We start from the raw sequence: 16,449 nt of genomic DNA on the forward strand, positions 1-16,449 counted from the left end.
CTCCGTTGCGTAAAACGGAGTTCTAGGTATACGATGTAAACCTAGCGTCAATCAGGCACCTGAAGTCGCCTAGGTATATTGAAGGAAACCGACATGCTCGAACTTGAACCGCTCTGCTTTTCTTCCGAATGCCCGAGCCGGGCTCTATTCGATCAGATCGCTGACAAGTGGTCGATGATGGTGATTGCGGTTCTCAATGAGGGACCTCAGCGCTTCAACGCCATCCGCCGCCGTTTGCAAGGGGTGACGCAGAAGGCTCTCACTCAATGCCTTCGCCGCCTCGAGCGCAACGGTCTCGTAGCGAGAGAGGTGATTTCACTTTCTCCGGTCGCGGTTCAATACCACCTGACGCCACTCGGTCACACGTTGCGGGAACCCCTTCAGGAACTGCACAAATGGACGCTGGTAAAACTGCCGGATGTCACCGCAGCGAGAGAGGCTTTCGACAGTGCCGATGGTGGGAAGAAGGGGGATCGATCGCTGATTCAGCTCCGCCTCTGACGCGAACCGCGCGCGGAGCTTTCATAACCAGGTACCCCGCTGCGCTGCAGATTGCCACGTAGTTCGACGGACTTTTCACTCGTGACGAGAAGGCCGCCTGGGTTGATGCCATGACCGGTCTACGGCATGGAAGGTTCGGAGCGCTTGCGCTTCCTGCGCGAGCCGGTTATAACACTGAACTAAATGGTTCAGTATGTAAGCCCTCCCCTCGATCTCTCGTTTGCGGCGCTGTCCGATGCGACCCGCCGCGGCATCATCGATCAGCTTGGACGAGGGAACGCGTCGATCACCAGTCTCGCGGACAAGTTCCAGATGACGCTGACCGGCATGAAGAAGCACGTCCAGGTTCTCGAGCGGGCGGGGCTCGTCGTCACACAGAAGGTCGGACGGGTGAGAACCTGCAAGCTTGGGGAACGCGGCCTCAAGGCGGAGGCCGAGTGGATCGAGGCGCATCGCAAGCTCTTCGAGGCCCGCTTCGAAGCATTGGACGAAATCATCAGCGAAATGAGACAGGAGGGACGCGATGACTGAACAAACGAACAGTGCAGGTGGTGCACAGAACCGCACGTCAGTCGAGCGCAGAGGAGATCGCGAACTCGTGGTAAAGCGGACATTCGATGCACCGTCGAGCACGGTTTACAGGGCGTGGAGCCAGCCCGAGCTGTTTCAGCGCTGGTGGGTACCAAAATCGGCATCCGGCGTTTCGCTCGTATCGTGCGATATGGACGTCCGTACCGGCGGCAAATATCGGCTGGAATTCGGCGCCGGCGGCTCGGACACCATGGCCTTCTATGGCAAGTATCTCGAGGTGGTGCCAAACGAACGCATCGTCTGGACCAATGACGAGGGCGAAGAGGGCGCGATCACGACCGTGACCTTCGAGGACCGAGGCGGGAGGACATTATTGACTTTCCAGGAAGTCTATCCGTCCAGGGAGGCGCTTGAGGAAGCACTCCAGGGCTCGGCGGTCGCATTGCCGGAGCAGTTGGAGCAGCTCGACGAATTGCTTTCCAGCATCGGCAAGTAGCGCAGGTCGGGAAATCGCCTCGAGGGAGCGTCTGCTCTTGGGACGTGGCTCCAGCGGCCTTTCTCGCTGAGCATACCCAGGTGGAGTGTCTTCTCGCCGGATTGAAGGCCGTGATAAAATGATCCCATGGGCATCAAGAACTATCTGATCGAGGGCGGTTCGGGCACTGGAAAGACGTCTGTCGCTACCGAACTAGAGCGTCGGGGCTACCATGTCATCCATGGTGACCGCGTTTTGGCCTATGTCGGCGACCCCGAGACCGGCCAGGCGCTCGCAGGACCACCCGAAGGGGCAGACCGCATCGCTTGGGGATATGCTCACTGGATCTGGCCTGTCGACAAGGTCCGAGCTATAGCTGCCGACACCACCCGTCCTGCGACGTTCTTTTGTGGCGGTTCGCGCAATTTCCACAAATTCCTGGACCTGTTCGATAAGGTTTTCGTACTCGACATCGACGTTGAGACGTTGAACCGACGACTGGATGGGCGGCCGAATGAGCCGGGCTTCGAGCCGGCCGAGCGGGAGCTGGTCCTCCGCTACCATCGTAGCCGGGAGTATCTTCCTGCCGGCAACAATATCGACACGGCCAATACCGTCCCAAGTGTCGTCGACGATATCCTGGCTCAACTCACCTGAAGCCCGGCAGGTTTGTGTTCGGGAGGCAAGCAACTGATTATTGCGAAAAAGACGCTGGCTGCCGTACGGTTCGCTGGCCGGGCTGTCGGTTTCACCGGAAGTTCTAAGAATGACAAACCGAACGTCCTAACGGCCGTCTTGAGGCGCGAAGCAGTCTTTAAGTGATCGGACCTTGGATGGCTGCTTCAGGCCGGTACGAGACGTCGGTCGAAGCCCCTGCCCCTTGCTTCATCCCACAACGCGCAGCGCATCGACGATGACCTTGAAGGCGGGGGAATTCTGCCGGCGGCTGGGGTAATAGAGGTAATAACCGGGAAACATCGGCGACCAGTCGTCGAGGACTTGAAGCAATCGGCCGGAGGCGATGTCTTTTTCCACGAGATCCTCGGGAAGATAGGCAATCCCGTAACCATTCGCGGCGGCTTCGATCATCGGGTAGGAGGTGGCGAAGGTGAGCTGGCCCTCGACGCGGACACGAAGCTCCTTTTCATCCTTTTCGAACTCCCAGCTGTAGAGCCCACCCGATCGGGACTGGCGATGGTTGATGCAATTATGCGCGACAAGCTCCTGCGGTGATCGGGGCGCGGGGCGCCTGGCGAAGTAGGCTGGAGAGCCGACGGCGACAAGGCGCCAGTCCGGCCCGATCCGGACGGCGATCATGTCCTTGTCGACGCTCTCGCCCAGTCTCACCCCGGCATCGAACCGGTCTTCGACGATATTCCTGAAAGCATTGTCGGTGTTAAGTTCGACCTTGATATCAGGATAGTCCTTTATGACAGGACACAGCTTTGGCCAGACGACGCTTTCCAAAGCGTGATCGGACAGCGTAATCCTGACGGTTCCGGATGGCGTATCGCGGATCTCCATCAGCTGGTCGATCTCGCCCTCGATCTCTTCGATGCGCGGCGCCAGCGAGCGAATGAGCCTTTCACCGGCTTCCGTCGGCGAAACACTCCGCGTCGTCCGGGTGAGCAGTCGCAGGCCCATGCGCGCTTCGAGGTTTTTGATCGTGTGGCTGAGCGTCGACTGCGACGTACCGAGCTTTGCCGCAGCCTTGGTGAAGCTGCGTTCCTCGGCGACCGCCAGGAACCACAGCATGTCGTTCAGGTCTTCTCTTTTCACCTACACCTCCGCGCAATTTATGTCAGGTTCCGATAAGTCCATCCTAATTGCAACGGCTAATCAGTGAAGTCGGCCTGCGGTAGTTTGCGCTCATGACACAGCAAACACTCGCACTCGCTACCGACAGGGTGGTCACCGACCACACCCTGTTGCCCCTGTCCGGCAGCGGACATGTCTCGATACCCGCAGCCTGGGGGGCGGTGTGCTCCATGGCGCTCTGCGTCGCAGTGCTGATCGCATCCGAGTTCATGCCGGTCAGTCTGTTGTCGCCGATCGCGACAGATCTTGGCGTCACGGAAGGTCATGTGGGCCAGGCGATCTCGATCTCGGGCATATCAGCGGTCATCACCAGCCTGTTGGTATCGTCGCTCACGCGTCGCTTGGACCGCCGCCTGGTGGTGACGTCTCTCACGCTTCTTCTGATCGTCTCCGGAACGATCGTGACCTTGGCGCCGAATTATCTGGTGCTGATGGCCGGCCGCGCCCTGCTCGGCATCGCCATCGGTGGCTTCTGGTCGATGTCGACAGCCATCGTCATGCGCCTGGTGCGGGAAGATTCGGTGCCGAAGGGACTGGCGATGCTGAACGCCGGCAATGCCATCGCGGCGACGATTTCCGCACCGCTGGGCAGCCTGCTCGGTTCCTATATCGGCTGGCGCGGCGCGTTCTTCGCCGTGGTGCCGCTCGCCCTTTTTGCACTCGTCTGGCAATGGATCAGCCTTCCATCGCTTCCGCCGCGCCGCAAGAATGGCTCTCCGAGCGTCCTGCGCCTGCTTGTCCGTCCGCAGGTGGCAATCGGCATGGCCTCCGTCATGCTGCTGTTCATGGGTCAGTTTGCGCTGTTCACCTATCTCCGACCGTTTCTCGAAACCGTGACCCGGGTGCCGATATCGACGCTGTCCCTGCTGCTTCTGCTGATGAGCCTGGCGGGCATTTTCGGCACCTATTGTGTCAGCGGCCTGCTTCAAACGCGGTTGTTCGGCATCCTCGGATCGATCCCGCTGGTGATGGCCGCAATCGCTCTGTTGCTGATTGCTTTCGGCACGTCGCCGGTCATCACCGCGTTGCTGCTGGTTGCCTGGGGCCTGTTCGCAACGGCTGCCCCCGTCGGTTGGGGAACATGGCTGAGCCGAACCATGCCCGACGATGCGGAGGCTGGAGGCGGTCTGCAGGTTGCCACGATCCAGCTTGCGATCACCATGGGCGCGTCGCTTGGCGGTGTTCTGTTCGACGCGACAGGCTGGTGGACGACCTTCGCCCTCGCCGCCGTGCTGCTGATCGGTTCGTCCATCCTGGCCGCGGTGGCATGGCGCTATAGGACAGGATGATTTAGGCCCGGCTGGCCTAAAATCTGAATCCTGTTTTAAATTAGAGAGTTAGAGCATGATGTCATGAGAAAACCGCGCACACTTTTCGGCATCATGCTCCAGCCGGAGCATCTGACATGGCTTCGAAGTCGCAGACACTCAACCGCCGTGCCGTTCTTGGGGCGATGATGGTGACAACGATCTTCCCGCCGCTGGCCCGAGGGCAGCAAGGCAATGATCCAGCAAAGCAGGAGCCGAGCAAGGTGAAGATCTCGATGACGTTCAACGGCCAGACGATGATCGCGACCCTCTACGACAATGCCTCGGCCCGCGACTTCGCCTCCCTGTTGCCGCTCGAGCTGAAGATCGAGGACTACTCGACCAACGAGAAGATCGCCAACCTTCCCCGCAAGCTGACGGAGGCAGGAAGCGGCCCCTTCCAAAACGAGCGTCCAGGCGACCTCTGCTATTTCGCGCCCTGGGGCAACCTGGCGCTTTTTCATGGCGGCTACCGCTACTCGTCCGGCCTGATCCGACTTGGCCGTTTCGACGATGGCTTCGAGCCCTTGCTGATGCGCGGCGCCTTCCGGCTTCGCATCGAGAGGGTCTGACGACGCCGGCCTTTGCATCACCTTCCCTCACCGCACGGAGACACGACGATGAACGACAAGAACGACATCGATACCTCGCTCGAAATGCCCGCAGGCATCGACCGACGTAACCTTCTGAAAATGACCGGCGCAGGCATGGCTGCGGTCGGAGCTGCCTCTCTGCTCGGCTTTTCCTCGGCAATGGCACAGGACATGTCCCGTGGCGCTGCCAATTTCTACACCAGCGACAAGGTCACCCTGCAGAAGGTAACCTTCAAGACCCAGTACCAGACGAATGTGGCCGGCAGCCTGTTCACCCCGAAAGACCTCGCTCGCAATGGCAAGAGCCCGGCGATCATCGTCGGTCATCCCATGGGAGCGGTCAAAGAGCAGAGTGCCAACCTTTATGCGACGAAAATGGCCGAGCAGGGCTTCGTGGCGATGGCGATCGACCTGCCGTTCTGGGGTGAGAGCGAAGGCGCGACCCGCAATATGGTCTCTCCCGACGTCTATGCCGAAGCCTTCAGCGCTGGCGTGGATTTCCTTGGAAGCCAGGATACCGTCGATCGCCAGCGGATCGGCGGCATCGGGATCTGCGGTAGCGGCAGCTTCATCATCAGCGCAGCCAAGATCGACCCTCGCCTTCGGGCCATTGCCACGGTCAGCATGTACGACATGGGCGCCGCCTTCCGCGATGCCCTCAATCACGCGCAGACCGTCGAACAGCGGAAAGCATTCATCGCGACGGCGGCCGAACAGCGCTGGGCCGAGTTTGACGGCGGGGAAACCCAATACATCGGCGGCACGGTTCTCGAACTGACGGCCGACACCGATCCGATCCAGCGCGAGTTCTATGACTTCTACCGCACGCCGCGCGGTCAGTTCACCCCCGCCGGCGCGACGGTACAGACGACGACGAAGCCGACGATGACCAGCAGCGTCAAATTCATGAACTTCTATCCGTTCAACGATATCGAGACGGTCTCCCCTCGCCCGATGCTCTTCATCAGCGGCGACCAGGCCCATTCGAAAGAATTCAGCCAGGACGCCTACAACCGCGCCGCCGAGCCCAAGGAACTGGTCTGGGTCAAGGGCGCCGGGCACGTCGACCTCTACGACCGCGTGGACCTCATTCCATTCGACAAGCTGTCCACCTTCTTCGATCAGCATCTCGCCGCGTGATTCAGCGCATCGCCCGCGATATGCAGAGGCCCGGAAAGGAAATCCGGGCCTCGATCCGTATGCGTTGGAAACGGGCGTCCATTAAAAACAAAAAGTGCCATCAAACATTTGCAGTGTTGATGCTTCAGGATAGAGGGATCATCGTTGGCACCATGCCGTGTGGCCCCTCATCCGACCCTTCGGGCCACTGCCAGGGTTGAGACCGGCGGCTCAACCCTGGCAGTGGCCCGAAGGGTCGGATGAGGGGGCCGCACGGCAAGCCTTTCATTATCGCTCTTCAGCTGCTTCCATCGCCGTCAGCGCGATCCAAATTGCCCGATCAGCCAGGCACATAGGTCAATCTGATCGCATCCCCGCCGATCCGATCGCTGGCGACGAGGCGGAGCCGCGGCCGCGGGCCGGAGAAGAAAGGCTTGCCGCGGCCGAGCACGACGGGGTGGAAATAGAGCCGATATTCATCGATAAGGCCAAGCTCGGTCAGGCTGCCTGCAAGGCCCGGCCCGCCAACGTGAATCTCGCCTGTAAGCCCGGCCTTCAGCCCGAGGACCACCGCCTCGACGTCATCGGCGACAAGCGTGGCATTGGGGCCGACCGAGGTCAACGAGCGCGACACGACCCATTTCGGCTGGCTTCGCCATGCCGTTGCGAAGTCGCGCAAGTCGGGCGTCCACTCGGGATGGTCGTCGTCCCAGTAGCGCATGACCTCATACATCTGGCGGCCGTATATGCTCCCCGTCGCATCGCGCACTTGCTCTATCCAGTGGCGAAAGAGGGCGGCATCAGGGCCAAATTCCTGGTGGTCGACATAGCCATCCAGAGACAGGTTCGATCCGAAGACGAGCTTCGCCATGCCATATCCTCCATCCCAGGTTCTTCAGGATAGCTTAAGCCACTGTTGCGTGTAAGTGCGCTTCAATCGATAGCGAACAGTCCTCGCAAGTTGACCACGTTCGATGCTGAGGCGACAGTTGCAACGGCCTATAGCCGTTGCAAATTATTTCATATCAAGAACGACCGCCTTGTCAGCCGCCTCCTGAGGATTGGGGTGGGCGATCCGTCATACTCCCACTGGGTGAATTGAAACGCTCGACAACCGGAGTAACCTCCCTGCGCAGCTCAATTTCAACCTTGGGGAGGGAGTCATGGAAAATCGTCTGCATCGCCCACTTCGCCTGGCGGCAGCGACGCTACTGATTGCGCAGCTGGCAGCAACCACGGTTTGGGCAGATTTCAAATTCGACGGCGGCGGTCAGCCTGCGCCGGCCGCCGAAATTCAGAAGTTCTTCTCGGGAAAGTCTTGGCTCTGGCCCTGCAAAGGCTGCGGCGCCTACTTCGCTCCCGATGGAAAATTCACTGCCGTTTGGGCAGGCGACAAGGGCGACTTTCAGACCGGACACGGCACCTGGACAAGCAAGGACGGCGCGCTTTGCTGGTCGAATGATGTCAGGACCAGCACCGGGATGAAGGACCCGACAACGGATCGCTGCTGGGAGGCTCGCTTCGGACCAGGCACCGAGGGTGGCAAGAAGAAGGTCAAGCAAGCCCTTGGACTGAAGATGCAGAAGAAGCCTGACTATTTCTGGGTGTGGAAGGACGGGAGTGTTTACGACAAAGAGTTCAAAACGGGTGACAAGATCAGCGCGACCGCGACAAAGATAGAAGCGAAATTCCCTGCGCAATAACAAGCCTCGGGTCTCACTGCCGCAGTTTGTGACTGCTCTCACTTCCGAATTTGCCCCGCCGGTGCGCGGGGCATGCTTTTTTGAGTAGCCGATACGCCTCGAACGGCCAGAGGTCGATCCCGGGTCCGGGCCGAATGCCATGGTGACGCAGAGGCCGGCTGAACGTGGCTGTCGCAAAACTCCCTATCCTGTGATGTTGCTGGCGTCGGTAAAATCTATGCCGCTTTGATCGGGATCTTGCGAGGGAAAGGCAATCATAGCGACATGGAGGAAAAGAAACGCTGGACCAACCATAGTCAGATGTCCGATCCAATCCATCACCGGGCCTTGATGGCGGAATTGCCGAACGAGGTCGGGCGACTGAATGATATTATCCAGGGCGTGCTCGTACACGCCGATTGGGCAGAAGAATACGGTCTCGACCAAACACGGTTGGACGCATCGGCGAGAAAGACATTGCCGATCGCTGCACGTTTCGACGATGTATTCGCCAGAGACCCTCAGCCGCTCCACCGCCGGCGGCCCGCGGAGAGACGATCCACTGGCACGTGCCGCGATTTCGCACTCGCATTGTCTTCGATCCTGCGCAGCAAAACTGTTCCTGCACGCGTGCGCTGTGGCTTCGCCTCCTACTTCTCGGCGGGATGGGAGGATCATTGGGTCTGTGAATATTGGAACGCGGCAACCAGACGCTGGCATTTGAGCGACGCGCAAATCGACCGGATGCTGAAAGAGAAGAAACAGATCAAGTTCGATCCGGCCAACGTACCGCGTGACTGTTTCCTGCCCGCAGGAGAAGCCTGGCTGAAATGCCGCCGAGAGACGGTCGATCCCAATGCATTCGGCCATGGCGAGGTGAAGGGCCTGTGGTTCGTGAAGATCAATGTCGTCAGAGATCACTACGTGCTGAATGGCCGCGAAACCTCCGATTGGGATCGGTGGCGCGAAGCAGATTTTTCCGAAAGGCTGATACGACCGCAAGAACTGCCGCTGCTGGACAAACTCGCCAGTGATCCCGCGCAGGATTTGATCGAGGTTTTACCGGACTGGCTGCCATAAAAGGCCGGAAGCCGGCTATGCTGTTGGTTGGTTGATCTCAAGGTAGAGCCGCCGTGCGCATGTAGCGCACTGTCGCGTAGACAACCGTCGCGATGATGGCGATGAGGAAACCGAGGCTGGTGGTGACGGTGCCGAGGCCAAGGCCGCCATATTCCATCGGCTGGGACAGGAGGTCGCCGAAGGATGCGCCGAGCGGGCGGGTGAGGATGTAGGCCAGCCAGAAGGCGGTGGTGGCATCCAGCCTGAACTTGTAATAGGCCACGGCGATCAGCGCGATGATGCCGCCAAACAGAAGGCCGGTGTTCAAGTAGCCCAGTTCAAAGCGTTCCGCGACCTGGTCGCCGGCCGAGGTGCCGAGGGCAAAGGTGAACAGGATGGCAAGCCAATAGAAGCTCTCGCGCCGTGGCGTCAGGATCGAGTGGATGGAGAGCGTGCCTTCAACGCCATACCAAATGGCGAAAGTGACGGCGAGCGCGATGCTGAAGCCCACCGTGGTGGTCATCAGCGAGACCCCGAAATTGTCAACGAGGTTATCGGTTACAAGGGTGCCCACGACGCTGATCAGGACGACCGTCAGCCAGTACGACCACGGAACATACTTGCCCTGATAGAACTGGATTGCAAGCGCGCAGAGAAATACGCAGGCCATGAAAATCGACGTGGCGGTGAGTCCATAACCGAGGTTGACGTTGAGAAAGTCTGCTGCGGTCTCCCCCATGGTCACCGCCAGCAGCTTGATCAGCCAGAAGTCGACCGTGACCTCGGGGACGCGGCTGGCAGGTTGACGGAAGCCGTGTGCGGATGATGCACTCATCTTGGTATCTCCTGAGATCACGGGCGCGGCTTACTTGCCAAGAAGCTTCATGGCGTCCATCAGGAACTGGTCGGCACGCTTGTCGTCATCGGCATTGCAGCGCTCGACCGCCTTTGCTTCCAGTTCGTCGGCCTTCTTCATCACATCGGCTGACACCTTGGCGGCCCCCTTGGCCGCGCGGTATTCCTTCAATACGTCCTCGCACGGGCGCAAGGCTGCATGGGCCTGTGCGACGAAGGCTGCGGAGCCGAGCGTGAGAGCAGCGAAGATCAGTTTGGCGGAACGGTTCATGGTCTCTGTCTCCATTGGTTTGTCGTGCACCTGTCGGGGGTACACTCAAAGCATGGGGCGCGAGGCTTAGGAGAAACTTAGGAACTCCGGATCAGGCGAGAGGCCATTCGAAAACGACGCGCAGGCCGCGTCCTGCAGGATTGTCCACCAACTGGATGGTGCCACCGTTGCGGCCGACCAGATTGCGGGCGATCGCAAGGCCGAGGCCGCTTCCATCCGTTTTGGACGGATCGATACGGTAGAAGCGGTCGAACACGCGCTCGCGGAGTTCGGCCGGAATGCCCGGCCCGTTGTCGGTCACGGAAAGAACCGCGTGATCGTTGCGTGTCAGCACGGCAAGATCCACTTGCCCGTGGTCCGGCGTGTAGCGCAGCGCATTGTCGACGACGATATCGAGGATGGCGGCCAGTTCCACGGGGTCGCCCCTGACCACGCAGGGAACCGATTGTACCATGCCGAGGTCGATCGCTTTTGCGTCGGCCGCTGCCAGGAACCGCCCCAGGCACTCTTGAAGCGCTTCGCCGAGATGGATCGTGGCCGCCTCGCGGCCGGACCGCTCCCCGCTCTCGCTGCGGGCCAACCGGAGAAGCTGGGTAGACACCTGTGTCGCCCTGCGCACGCCGGCCTCCAGGTCGGCGACCGCCGCATCGCGCTCCTCCGGCGGCCCAGCCTGCCTGAGATTATCGATCTGGAGGGAAAGCGCCGTGATCGGGGTCCGGAGCTCATGGGCCGCATCTGCAAGGAAGGCACGCTGCTGCTCCAGCGTGGCGCGGACGCGGTCAAAGGCGCGGTTGATCGCCAGCACCAGCGGACGTACCTCCACAGGAGCATCCGTGACGGAAAGAGGGTCGATGTCCTCTATGACGCGGCTTTCCACCCGGCCTGCCAGGATATGGAGACGCTCCATGATTGCGCCCACCAGCCAATAGGCGGCCAGCCACGACAGGGGTATGGCCAGCAGAAACGGCCATGCGGTGTTCCAGGCGGCGTCCGCCGCAAGCTCATCGCGCTCGGCCGTGCGCTGGGCGACCATGACGGTGCGGGCTGGATCGCCCTTATCGGTAAAAAGCCGCCATTCCTCCCCATCCGCAAGAAAGGTGGAGAATCCGCCAGAGGCGGGCGGTGGGAAAACCACACGCGGATCGTTCGTCCGGGTCGCCCGCGCATCCGCGAAGGTGATCCTGACAGCCACAATCTCATCGCTCGAGGCTCCTGCGCCCGCCAGAGGGGCAAGACCGCTGCCATCGCCGACCACATGAGCGATCTGCTGGAGCTGGAAGTCTAGGATGCTCCACGCCTCAAGACGTGCGCTGTAATAGGAAAAGGCTGCGGCAAAGGCTGCAAGGGCCGTTAGAAGCGCGGAGAAGACGAGAATGAACGAGCGGCGGAGCGACATGTCAGGCCTTCGGGATCATCCAGCCGGCGCCGCGCACATTGCGGATAACATCCTTGTGGAAGCGCTTGCGGATATAATGGATCAGAACGTCAATCGCGTTGCTCTCGATTTCCTCGCCCCAGCCGTAGATACGCTCTTCAAGCTGACTGCGCGAGAGGATCAAACCCGGTCGCTCCGCAAGTGTCCGCAGAAGCGCGAATTCCCGCGCAGACAGGGTTTCCGTTGCCTCCCTGAACGTCACGGAATGCGTAGCGAGATCCAGCGTCACCTCTCCTGCCTGAATCAGCGACTGGGCATGCCCGGCCTTGCGGCGCATCACCGCCCGGATGCGGGCCAGCAGTTCATCGAGCTCGAAGGGTTTCAGCACATAGTCGTCGGCGCCGAGGTCAAGGCCCTTCACACGGCTTGGCAGATCGTCGCGTGCCGTGAGGATCAGGATGGGCACACCTTTGCCTGCCTTGCGGATCGATTCCAGCACCTGCATGCCATCGATCCGGGGCAGTCCGAGATCGAGCAGGACAACGCCATATTCCGCGAGGTCGACGGCTTCCAGCGCCGCCTTTCCGTCCGTCACCCAGTCCACGGATATGGCATGCCGCCCCAATCCTTTTAGCAGGGCTTCGGCAATCATCCGGTCATCTTCGACAAGCAACAATCTCATATATCGAGCGTAGGCGGTCCGGTGAAACTTGTCTTCTGCCGACTTGAGTAGACGACAAGCATGAAACCATACAGATCGAATTTTTGGGTAGCGTCGTCTGCCGAGGACGTCCCCGCCCCCACCTTACAAATCCGTAAGTTGTCGCCAAAGCGCCTTCTCAGCTAGAGTGCTTTAGGGCATGCCGGGAATGATCGGGCTGATGCGGATCCTGCTTATCGAGGACGATCGGAAGACGTCCGATTATATCGCCAAGGGCCTTTCCGAGGCAGGCCATGTCTGTGACGTCTTCGGCGACGGCCGCGATGGGCTGTTTCAGGCGCAGCGCGAAGCCTATGACGTCATCGTTGTCGATCGCATGCTGCCGGGACTGGATGGGCTGGCGATCGTTCGCTCGCTGCGGGCGGCCAAGATCGGCACATCGGCGCTGTTCCTGACCTCGATCGGCGGCGTCGACGACCGGGTCGAGGGGCTGGAGGACGGCGGCGACGATTATCTCACCAAACCGTTTGCCTTCTCCGAGCTTCTGGCCCGCGTCAATGCGCTTGGCCGCCGGCCGCCGGTGCAGGAGCAGAAGACGGTGCTGAAGGTTGCCGATCTCGAGCTCGATCTGATCCGGCGCGAGGCCCGCCGCGCCGGCCAGGCGATCGAGCTGCAGCCGCGCGAGTTCACCCTGCTCGAGGTGTTGATGCGCGGCGAAGGCCGGGTGATCACCAAGACGATGCTTTTGGAGCGGGTCTGGGATTTCCACTTCGATCCGAAGACCAGCGTCGTCGAGACCCATATCAGCCGCCTGAGGGCGAAGGTCGACAGACCGTTCGAGGCCCAGCTTCTGCACACGGTGCGCAACACCGGCTACAGCCTGCATGCGCCGCGCTGAAACCGGATGATCTCGGGCCGCACCCATCTTTCGGCATCGTTTTCCAGCCTGCGCCGGAGCACGCCGTTCCGGCTTGCCGTCACCTTCGGCGTGCTCTTCGTCGTCACCTTCTTTTTGAGCGGCGCGATCATCTATCACATGCTGGACCTTGGCCTCTCCCGCGATCTCGAACAGTCGCTCACCGAGATGAATTCGCTGATCGTTTCGACCTACGAGCCTGGTGACACCGGGGATCTGGTCAACACGCTGAACAATTATGCAAGCTTCCAGTCGACCTCCGACGGGCTTTATTCGCTGACCGATCATGCCGGCAACAAACTCGCCGGCAATTTCGCCGCGCCGCCGATCCCGAACGGCGTCTATACCGTCAGCTCGCACGATGTCGGGCTGAAGGGGCATGAACGCTACCGGATGCAGGTGTCGACGATCGGCCCCTACAGCCTGGTGGTCGGCGACAACTTCAACGATGTCGACGAGATGCTGAGGATCGTGCTGGTGAGTTTCGAATGGGCGGCGGCGATCGTCGTGGCGACGGCGATCGGCGGCGGCGCCTTTCTCGCCGTCCGCGCCCAGGCGCGGCTGGACAGGGTGGCCAACACGATGAACGAGGTCTCCCACGGCGCGCTTGACGCCCGCATTCCGATCAGCGGCAGCGGCGACGATCTCGATACGGTGGCGATCCAGATCAACGCGGCGCTGGTGCGGCTGCAGACCTTGGTCGAAAGCATGCGGCAGGTGAGCACCGATATCGCCCATGATCTGAAAACACCGCTCAACCGGCTGCGGCTGACGCTCGATGCCGCGGTGGCGGGCAACGACCGGCAGGCCGATGTCTCAGCCCTTCTCGACGAAGCACGAAACGAAAGCGACCGGATCAACGCCACCTTCGAGGCGCTGCTGCGCATCTCGCAGATCGAGGCCGGCGCCCGCAAGGAACGTTTCCAGCCGACCGATCTCGATGCCGTGCTTGGCGTTATTTCCGAAGTCTATGTCGATGTCGCTGAAGATGCGCAGAAGTCGCTGCGGATCGCGGCGCGCGTTCCCGCCATCATCCGCGGCGACCGCGATCTGCTGACTCAGATGATCGCCAACCTGGTGGAGAATGCAATCAACCACTGCCCGGCCGGAACGGCGATCACCATTTCGCTGCGCCGCCAGCGCGATCACGCCATCCTCTCGGTCGCCGATAGCGGCCCCGGCATTCCCGCCGGCGAAAGGGACAAGGTCTTCCGGCGGCTCTACCGGCTGGACAAGAGCCGGACGACGCCTGGAAGCGGGCTCGGGCTCAGCCTCGTCAAGGCGATCGCCGAGCTGCATGCGGCCGAGATCACCATGGCCGATAATCAACCAGGCCTCAGCGTCTCGATCGCCTTCCCCCTACTCTCGGGAGAGCGGTCCTGAGCGCTCGTCCCGGCGGAGCGCTCCTGACCTTTCATCCCGGGCGAGCGGTCCTGACCGCTCAGCCTCGACGCCGCGAGCCGGCTGAAGCGGGCGGTAAAGCGGCGTATTTCGGCCGCCGCGCGATAGGGCAATACGCTCCACGGCCGGCGGCGGCCAAGCCGGTAGGCCGAAAGCCCTGCCTGGATCTGCGAGCATGAATCCGCCCTTTGGCTGACCGGCAGCGGATCGACGAAACAGGCGCTTAAGCCCTCGTCGAACTCCAGATCGAAGGCGAGATCATAGGGTAGCCGCATCGGCAGCAGCGCGCCGACAATCCAGGAGGCCGCCCTGCGGTTGATCAGATAGGCGCCGGAACCCTTCTCGCGGGTCAGCGCGATGGCGAGCGAGCGCGATGCCGTCAGCGCCGCCACCTGGTGCTTGCGCCCGGTGCTGACGGTGGAGAGACGCAGGATGTCCCAGCGCTCTTGGTGCTGCAGGGCGGCCTCCAGCACATCGGCGAGATCGTCGTCGAAATCGAGGTCGTCTTCCAGAATAAGGGCGAATTCGGCATTGTCGGAGAGCAAGCGCCAGGCGCATTCGACGTGGCTGAGATAGCAGCCGATCTCGAAAGGGTTCGGCCGGCGGCCATGCCGGCTGAGATAGGCGGCTTCGTCGAAATCCGGATGCGGCAGGCTGAGCGCCGCGCCATCCACTGCCGCCACCCGCTCGAAGGCAAGGCCGATACCGGAAAGCAGGCGCTCCATCCGAAACCGCCGCAATGGCGCCCGGTCGAGATTGATCAGATAGGTGTTGACCCGCAGGTTGACCGGATGGACCGCCGGCATCAGGGCGGCAGGTGTGGCGCGCATGTTCATGAGTGAGCTGGCCTTCGACTTGGCAATAACTGCGCCAAGCCTGCGCTCCAAATCTCACCGGCACCTCGCCGGGCCTATACATTTTGGTAAGGTGGCGCGTTGCATTGCCGAGGCTGAAGTGCGGGTGTCCCCGGACGAGACATCCGGCAGCGGTACCCGGCCGATAGATGCGGATCGCGATCCTCAATCGCATTTGCAGCCCTTGGAAATCCCTCCGATTCGAGACAAAATCATCCGGCTCTAACTCTTGGGGACAATCTGATGGAAAATCACGAGCCGTTTTTGCGCGAGGCGATTGCGCTCTCGAAATCCGCGATGGACCGAGGCGACGAACCGTTCGGCTCGGTGCTGGTGAAGGATGGCGAGGTCATCCTGCGCGCCGAAAACAGCGTGTTCACCGGCCACGATATGACCAACCACGCCGAGATGAACCTGGTTAAATCGGCGGCGCAGCACTACGACACCGATTTTCTCGCCGGCTGCACGCTCTACACCAGCACCGAGCCGTGCGCGATGTGCTCCGGGGCGATCTACTGGTCGGGCATCGGGCGTATGGTGTTTGCCTGCTCCGAAACCCGGCTTGGCGAGATCGCCGGGATCGGATTGAATGTGCCGAGCCGGGCGGTGCTGCAGACCGGCGCCCGCGTCGTCACCGTGGTCGGTCCGACGACCCTCGAAGACGAAGCCGCCGAAATGCATCAGGAATTCTGGCCGAAGCATCTGGGCAAGGTCTAGCCTCAGCCGGGAGTTTGGCGAAACCGGGTCCCCGATCTCCGTCATCCCAGGCCTCCGAGCCTGGGATCCATGCTCACCGCTGAGAGGGTCGTGCCCCGGCAGAGGTGTGGGAAGGAACTGCCTTCCTCGAATGGGGAGATCGCCGCGTGCCCCTCATCCGGCTGCCGCCACCTTCTCCCCGTAAACGGGGCGAAGGGGAATAGCCGCGACCTCTCCGTCCCTCGCCAACGTCTCGCAGGGCACGTCCCCTCTCCCCGTTCTTTACGGGGAGAGGGCTAGGGTGAGGGGCCGCTATGCGCTCAACTTGCATTTGC

The 16,449-nt window shown here is 61.2% G+C and carries 19 protein-coding genes; 12 read left to right on the forward strand and 7 right to left on the reverse strand.

Features of this window, described 5'->3' with window-relative positions:
- The first annotated feature begins 93 nt into the window (after positions 1-93).
- The 4 genes from RCCGE510_RS03150 (at position 94) to RCCGE510_RS03165 (ending at position 2,164) form a co-directional block, all read left to right on the forward strand.
- On the forward strand, positions 94-501 hold the full coding sequence (locus RCCGE510_RS03150; RefSeq protein ID WP_007627078.1) for a helix-turn-helix domain-containing protein: 408 nt from the start codon (positions 94-96) through the stop codon (positions 499-501).
- Positions 502-684: 183 nt separating this feature from the next.
- Positions 685-1,032 carry a helix-turn-helix domain-containing protein gene (locus tag RCCGE510_RS03155; RefSeq protein ID WP_007627080.1) on the forward strand — a complete coding sequence of 116 codons (348 nt, stop codon included), beginning with the start codon at positions 685-687 and terminating at the stop codon, positions 1,030-1,032.
- Complete coding sequence (locus RCCGE510_RS03160; RefSeq protein ID WP_037077601.1) at positions 1,025-1,528, forward strand: SRPBCC family protein; 504 nt, start codon at positions 1,025-1,027, stop codon at positions 1,526-1,528. Before RCCGE510_RS03155 ends, RCCGE510_RS03160 begins: the two co-directional genes overlap by 8 nt.
- A 126-nt stretch (positions 1,529-1,654) precedes the next feature.
- Positions 1,655-2,164, forward strand: coding sequence for a hypothetical protein (locus tag RCCGE510_RS03165; protein WP_007627084.1), 510 nt, complete (start codon positions 1,655-1,657; stop codon positions 2,162-2,164).
- A 228-nt stretch (positions 2,165-2,392) separates the two neighbouring features.
- Here the strand turns inward: RCCGE510_RS03165 and RCCGE510_RS03170 are convergent, their stop codons facing one another.
- Positions 2,393-3,286 (reverse strand): LysR substrate-binding domain-containing protein, encoded by an 894-nt coding sequence (locus tag RCCGE510_RS03170; RefSeq protein WP_007627086.1) that lies wholly within the window; start codon positions 3,284-3,286, stop codon positions 2,393-2,395.
- Between the two features lie 92 nt (positions 3,287-3,378).
- Here RCCGE510_RS03170 and RCCGE510_RS03175 point away from each other — a divergent pair, with 92 nt between their 5' ends.
- From RCCGE510_RS03175 to RCCGE510_RS03185, 3 genes are all read left to right on the forward strand, one after another.
- Positions 3,379-4,614, forward strand: a complete 1,236-nt coding sequence (locus RCCGE510_RS03175; RefSeq protein ID WP_157179861.1) for an MFS transporter — start codon at positions 3,379-3,381, stop codon at positions 4,612-4,614.
- Positions 4,615-4,730: 116 nt separating this feature from the next.
- Positions 4,731-5,204: a cyclophilin-like fold protein gene (locus RCCGE510_RS03180; RefSeq protein WP_007627091.1), complete on the forward strand. Its 474-nt coding sequence runs from the start codon at positions 4,731-4,733 to the stop codon at positions 5,202-5,204.
- A 48-nt stretch (positions 5,205-5,252) separates the two neighbouring features.
- Positions 5,253-6,365, forward strand: a complete 1,113-nt coding sequence (locus tag RCCGE510_RS03185) for an alpha/beta hydrolase (RefSeq protein ID WP_007627093.1) — start codon at positions 5,253-5,255, stop codon at positions 6,363-6,365.
- Positions 6,366-6,684: 319 nt separating this feature from the next.
- Here the strand turns inward: RCCGE510_RS03185 and RCCGE510_RS03190 are convergent, their stop codons facing one another.
- Positions 6,685-7,215 (reverse strand): dihydrofolate reductase family protein, encoded by a 531-nt coding sequence (locus RCCGE510_RS03190; RefSeq protein WP_007627094.1) that lies wholly within the window; start codon positions 7,213-7,215, stop codon positions 6,685-6,687.
- 292 nt (positions 7,216-7,507) lie between these two features.
- Here RCCGE510_RS03190 and RCCGE510_RS03195 point away from each other — a divergent pair, with 292 nt between their 5' ends.
- Both RCCGE510_RS03195 and RCCGE510_RS03200 read left to right on the forward strand, forming a co-directional pair.
- Positions 7,508-8,047 (forward strand): DUF995 domain-containing protein, encoded by a 540-nt coding sequence (locus RCCGE510_RS03195; protein WP_007627095.1) that lies wholly within the window; start codon positions 7,508-7,510, stop codon positions 8,045-8,047.
- Positions 8,048-8,311: 264 nt separating this feature from the next.
- Positions 8,312-9,106 (forward strand): transglutaminase domain-containing protein, encoded by a 795-nt coding sequence (locus tag RCCGE510_RS03200; RefSeq protein WP_007627096.1) that lies wholly within the window; start codon positions 8,312-8,314, stop codon positions 9,104-9,106.
- A 37-nt stretch (positions 9,107-9,143) separates the two neighbouring features.
- Here RCCGE510_RS03200 and RCCGE510_RS03205 read toward each other — a convergent pair whose 3' ends face one another.
- The 4 genes from RCCGE510_RS03205 to RCCGE510_RS03220 form a co-directional block, all read right to left on the reverse strand.
- A complete protein-coding gene (locus RCCGE510_RS03205) occupies positions 9,144-9,920 on the reverse strand; it encodes a membrane protein (RefSeq protein ID WP_007627097.1) in 777 nt (258 codons plus the stop codon).
- A 30-nt stretch (positions 9,921-9,950) separates the two neighbouring features.
- Positions 9,951-10,211, reverse strand: coding sequence for a hypothetical protein (locus RCCGE510_RS03210; RefSeq protein ID WP_007627098.1), 261 nt, complete (start codon positions 10,209-10,211; stop codon positions 9,951-9,953).
- 91 nt (positions 10,212-10,302) lie between these two features.
- Positions 10,303-11,607: an ATP-binding protein gene (locus RCCGE510_RS03215; protein ID WP_007627100.1), complete on the reverse strand. Its 1,305-nt coding sequence runs from the start codon at positions 11,605-11,607 to the stop codon at positions 10,303-10,305.
- Position 11,608: 1 nt separating this feature from the next.
- A complete protein-coding gene (locus RCCGE510_RS03220; protein ID WP_037077604.1) occupies positions 11,609-12,268 on the reverse strand; it encodes a response regulator transcription factor in 660 nt (219 codons plus the stop codon).
- A gap of 199 nt (positions 12,269-12,467) precedes the next feature.
- On the opposite strand from RCCGE510_RS03220, the gene RCCGE510_RS03225 reads away from it, so the two are divergent.
- On the forward strand, positions 12,468-13,145 hold the full coding sequence (locus tag RCCGE510_RS03225; protein WP_007627104.1) for a winged helix-turn-helix domain-containing protein: 678 nt from the start codon (positions 12,468-12,470) through the stop codon (positions 13,143-13,145).
- A gap of 6 nt (positions 13,146-13,151) precedes the next feature.
- Entirely contained in the window at positions 13,152-14,546 is a 1,395-nt protein-coding gene (locus tag RCCGE510_RS03230) for a HAMP domain-containing sensor histidine kinase (protein WP_007627106.1), read from the forward strand.
- Here RCCGE510_RS03230 and RCCGE510_RS03235 read toward each other — a convergent pair.
- Positions 14,489-15,400: a glycosyltransferase family 25 protein gene (locus RCCGE510_RS03235; RefSeq protein WP_007627108.1), complete on the reverse strand. Its 912-nt coding sequence runs from the start codon at positions 15,398-15,400 to the stop codon at positions 14,489-14,491. The two genes, RCCGE510_RS03230 and RCCGE510_RS03235, sit on opposite strands and share 58 nt — an antisense overlap.
- A 261-nt stretch (positions 15,401-15,661) precedes the next feature.
- Here RCCGE510_RS03235 and RCCGE510_RS03240 point away from each other — a divergent pair, with 261 nt between their 5' ends.
- Positions 15,662-16,135, forward strand: a complete 474-nt coding sequence (locus RCCGE510_RS03240; protein WP_007627111.1) for a nucleoside deaminase — start codon at positions 15,662-15,664, stop codon at positions 16,133-16,135.
- Positions 16,136-16,449 lie beyond the last annotated feature (314 nt).

This window comes from Rhizobium sp. CCGE 510 (genome assembly GCF_000292525.1).
Lineage (GTDB): Bacteria > Pseudomonadota > Alphaproteobacteria > Rhizobiales > Rhizobiaceae > Rhizobium.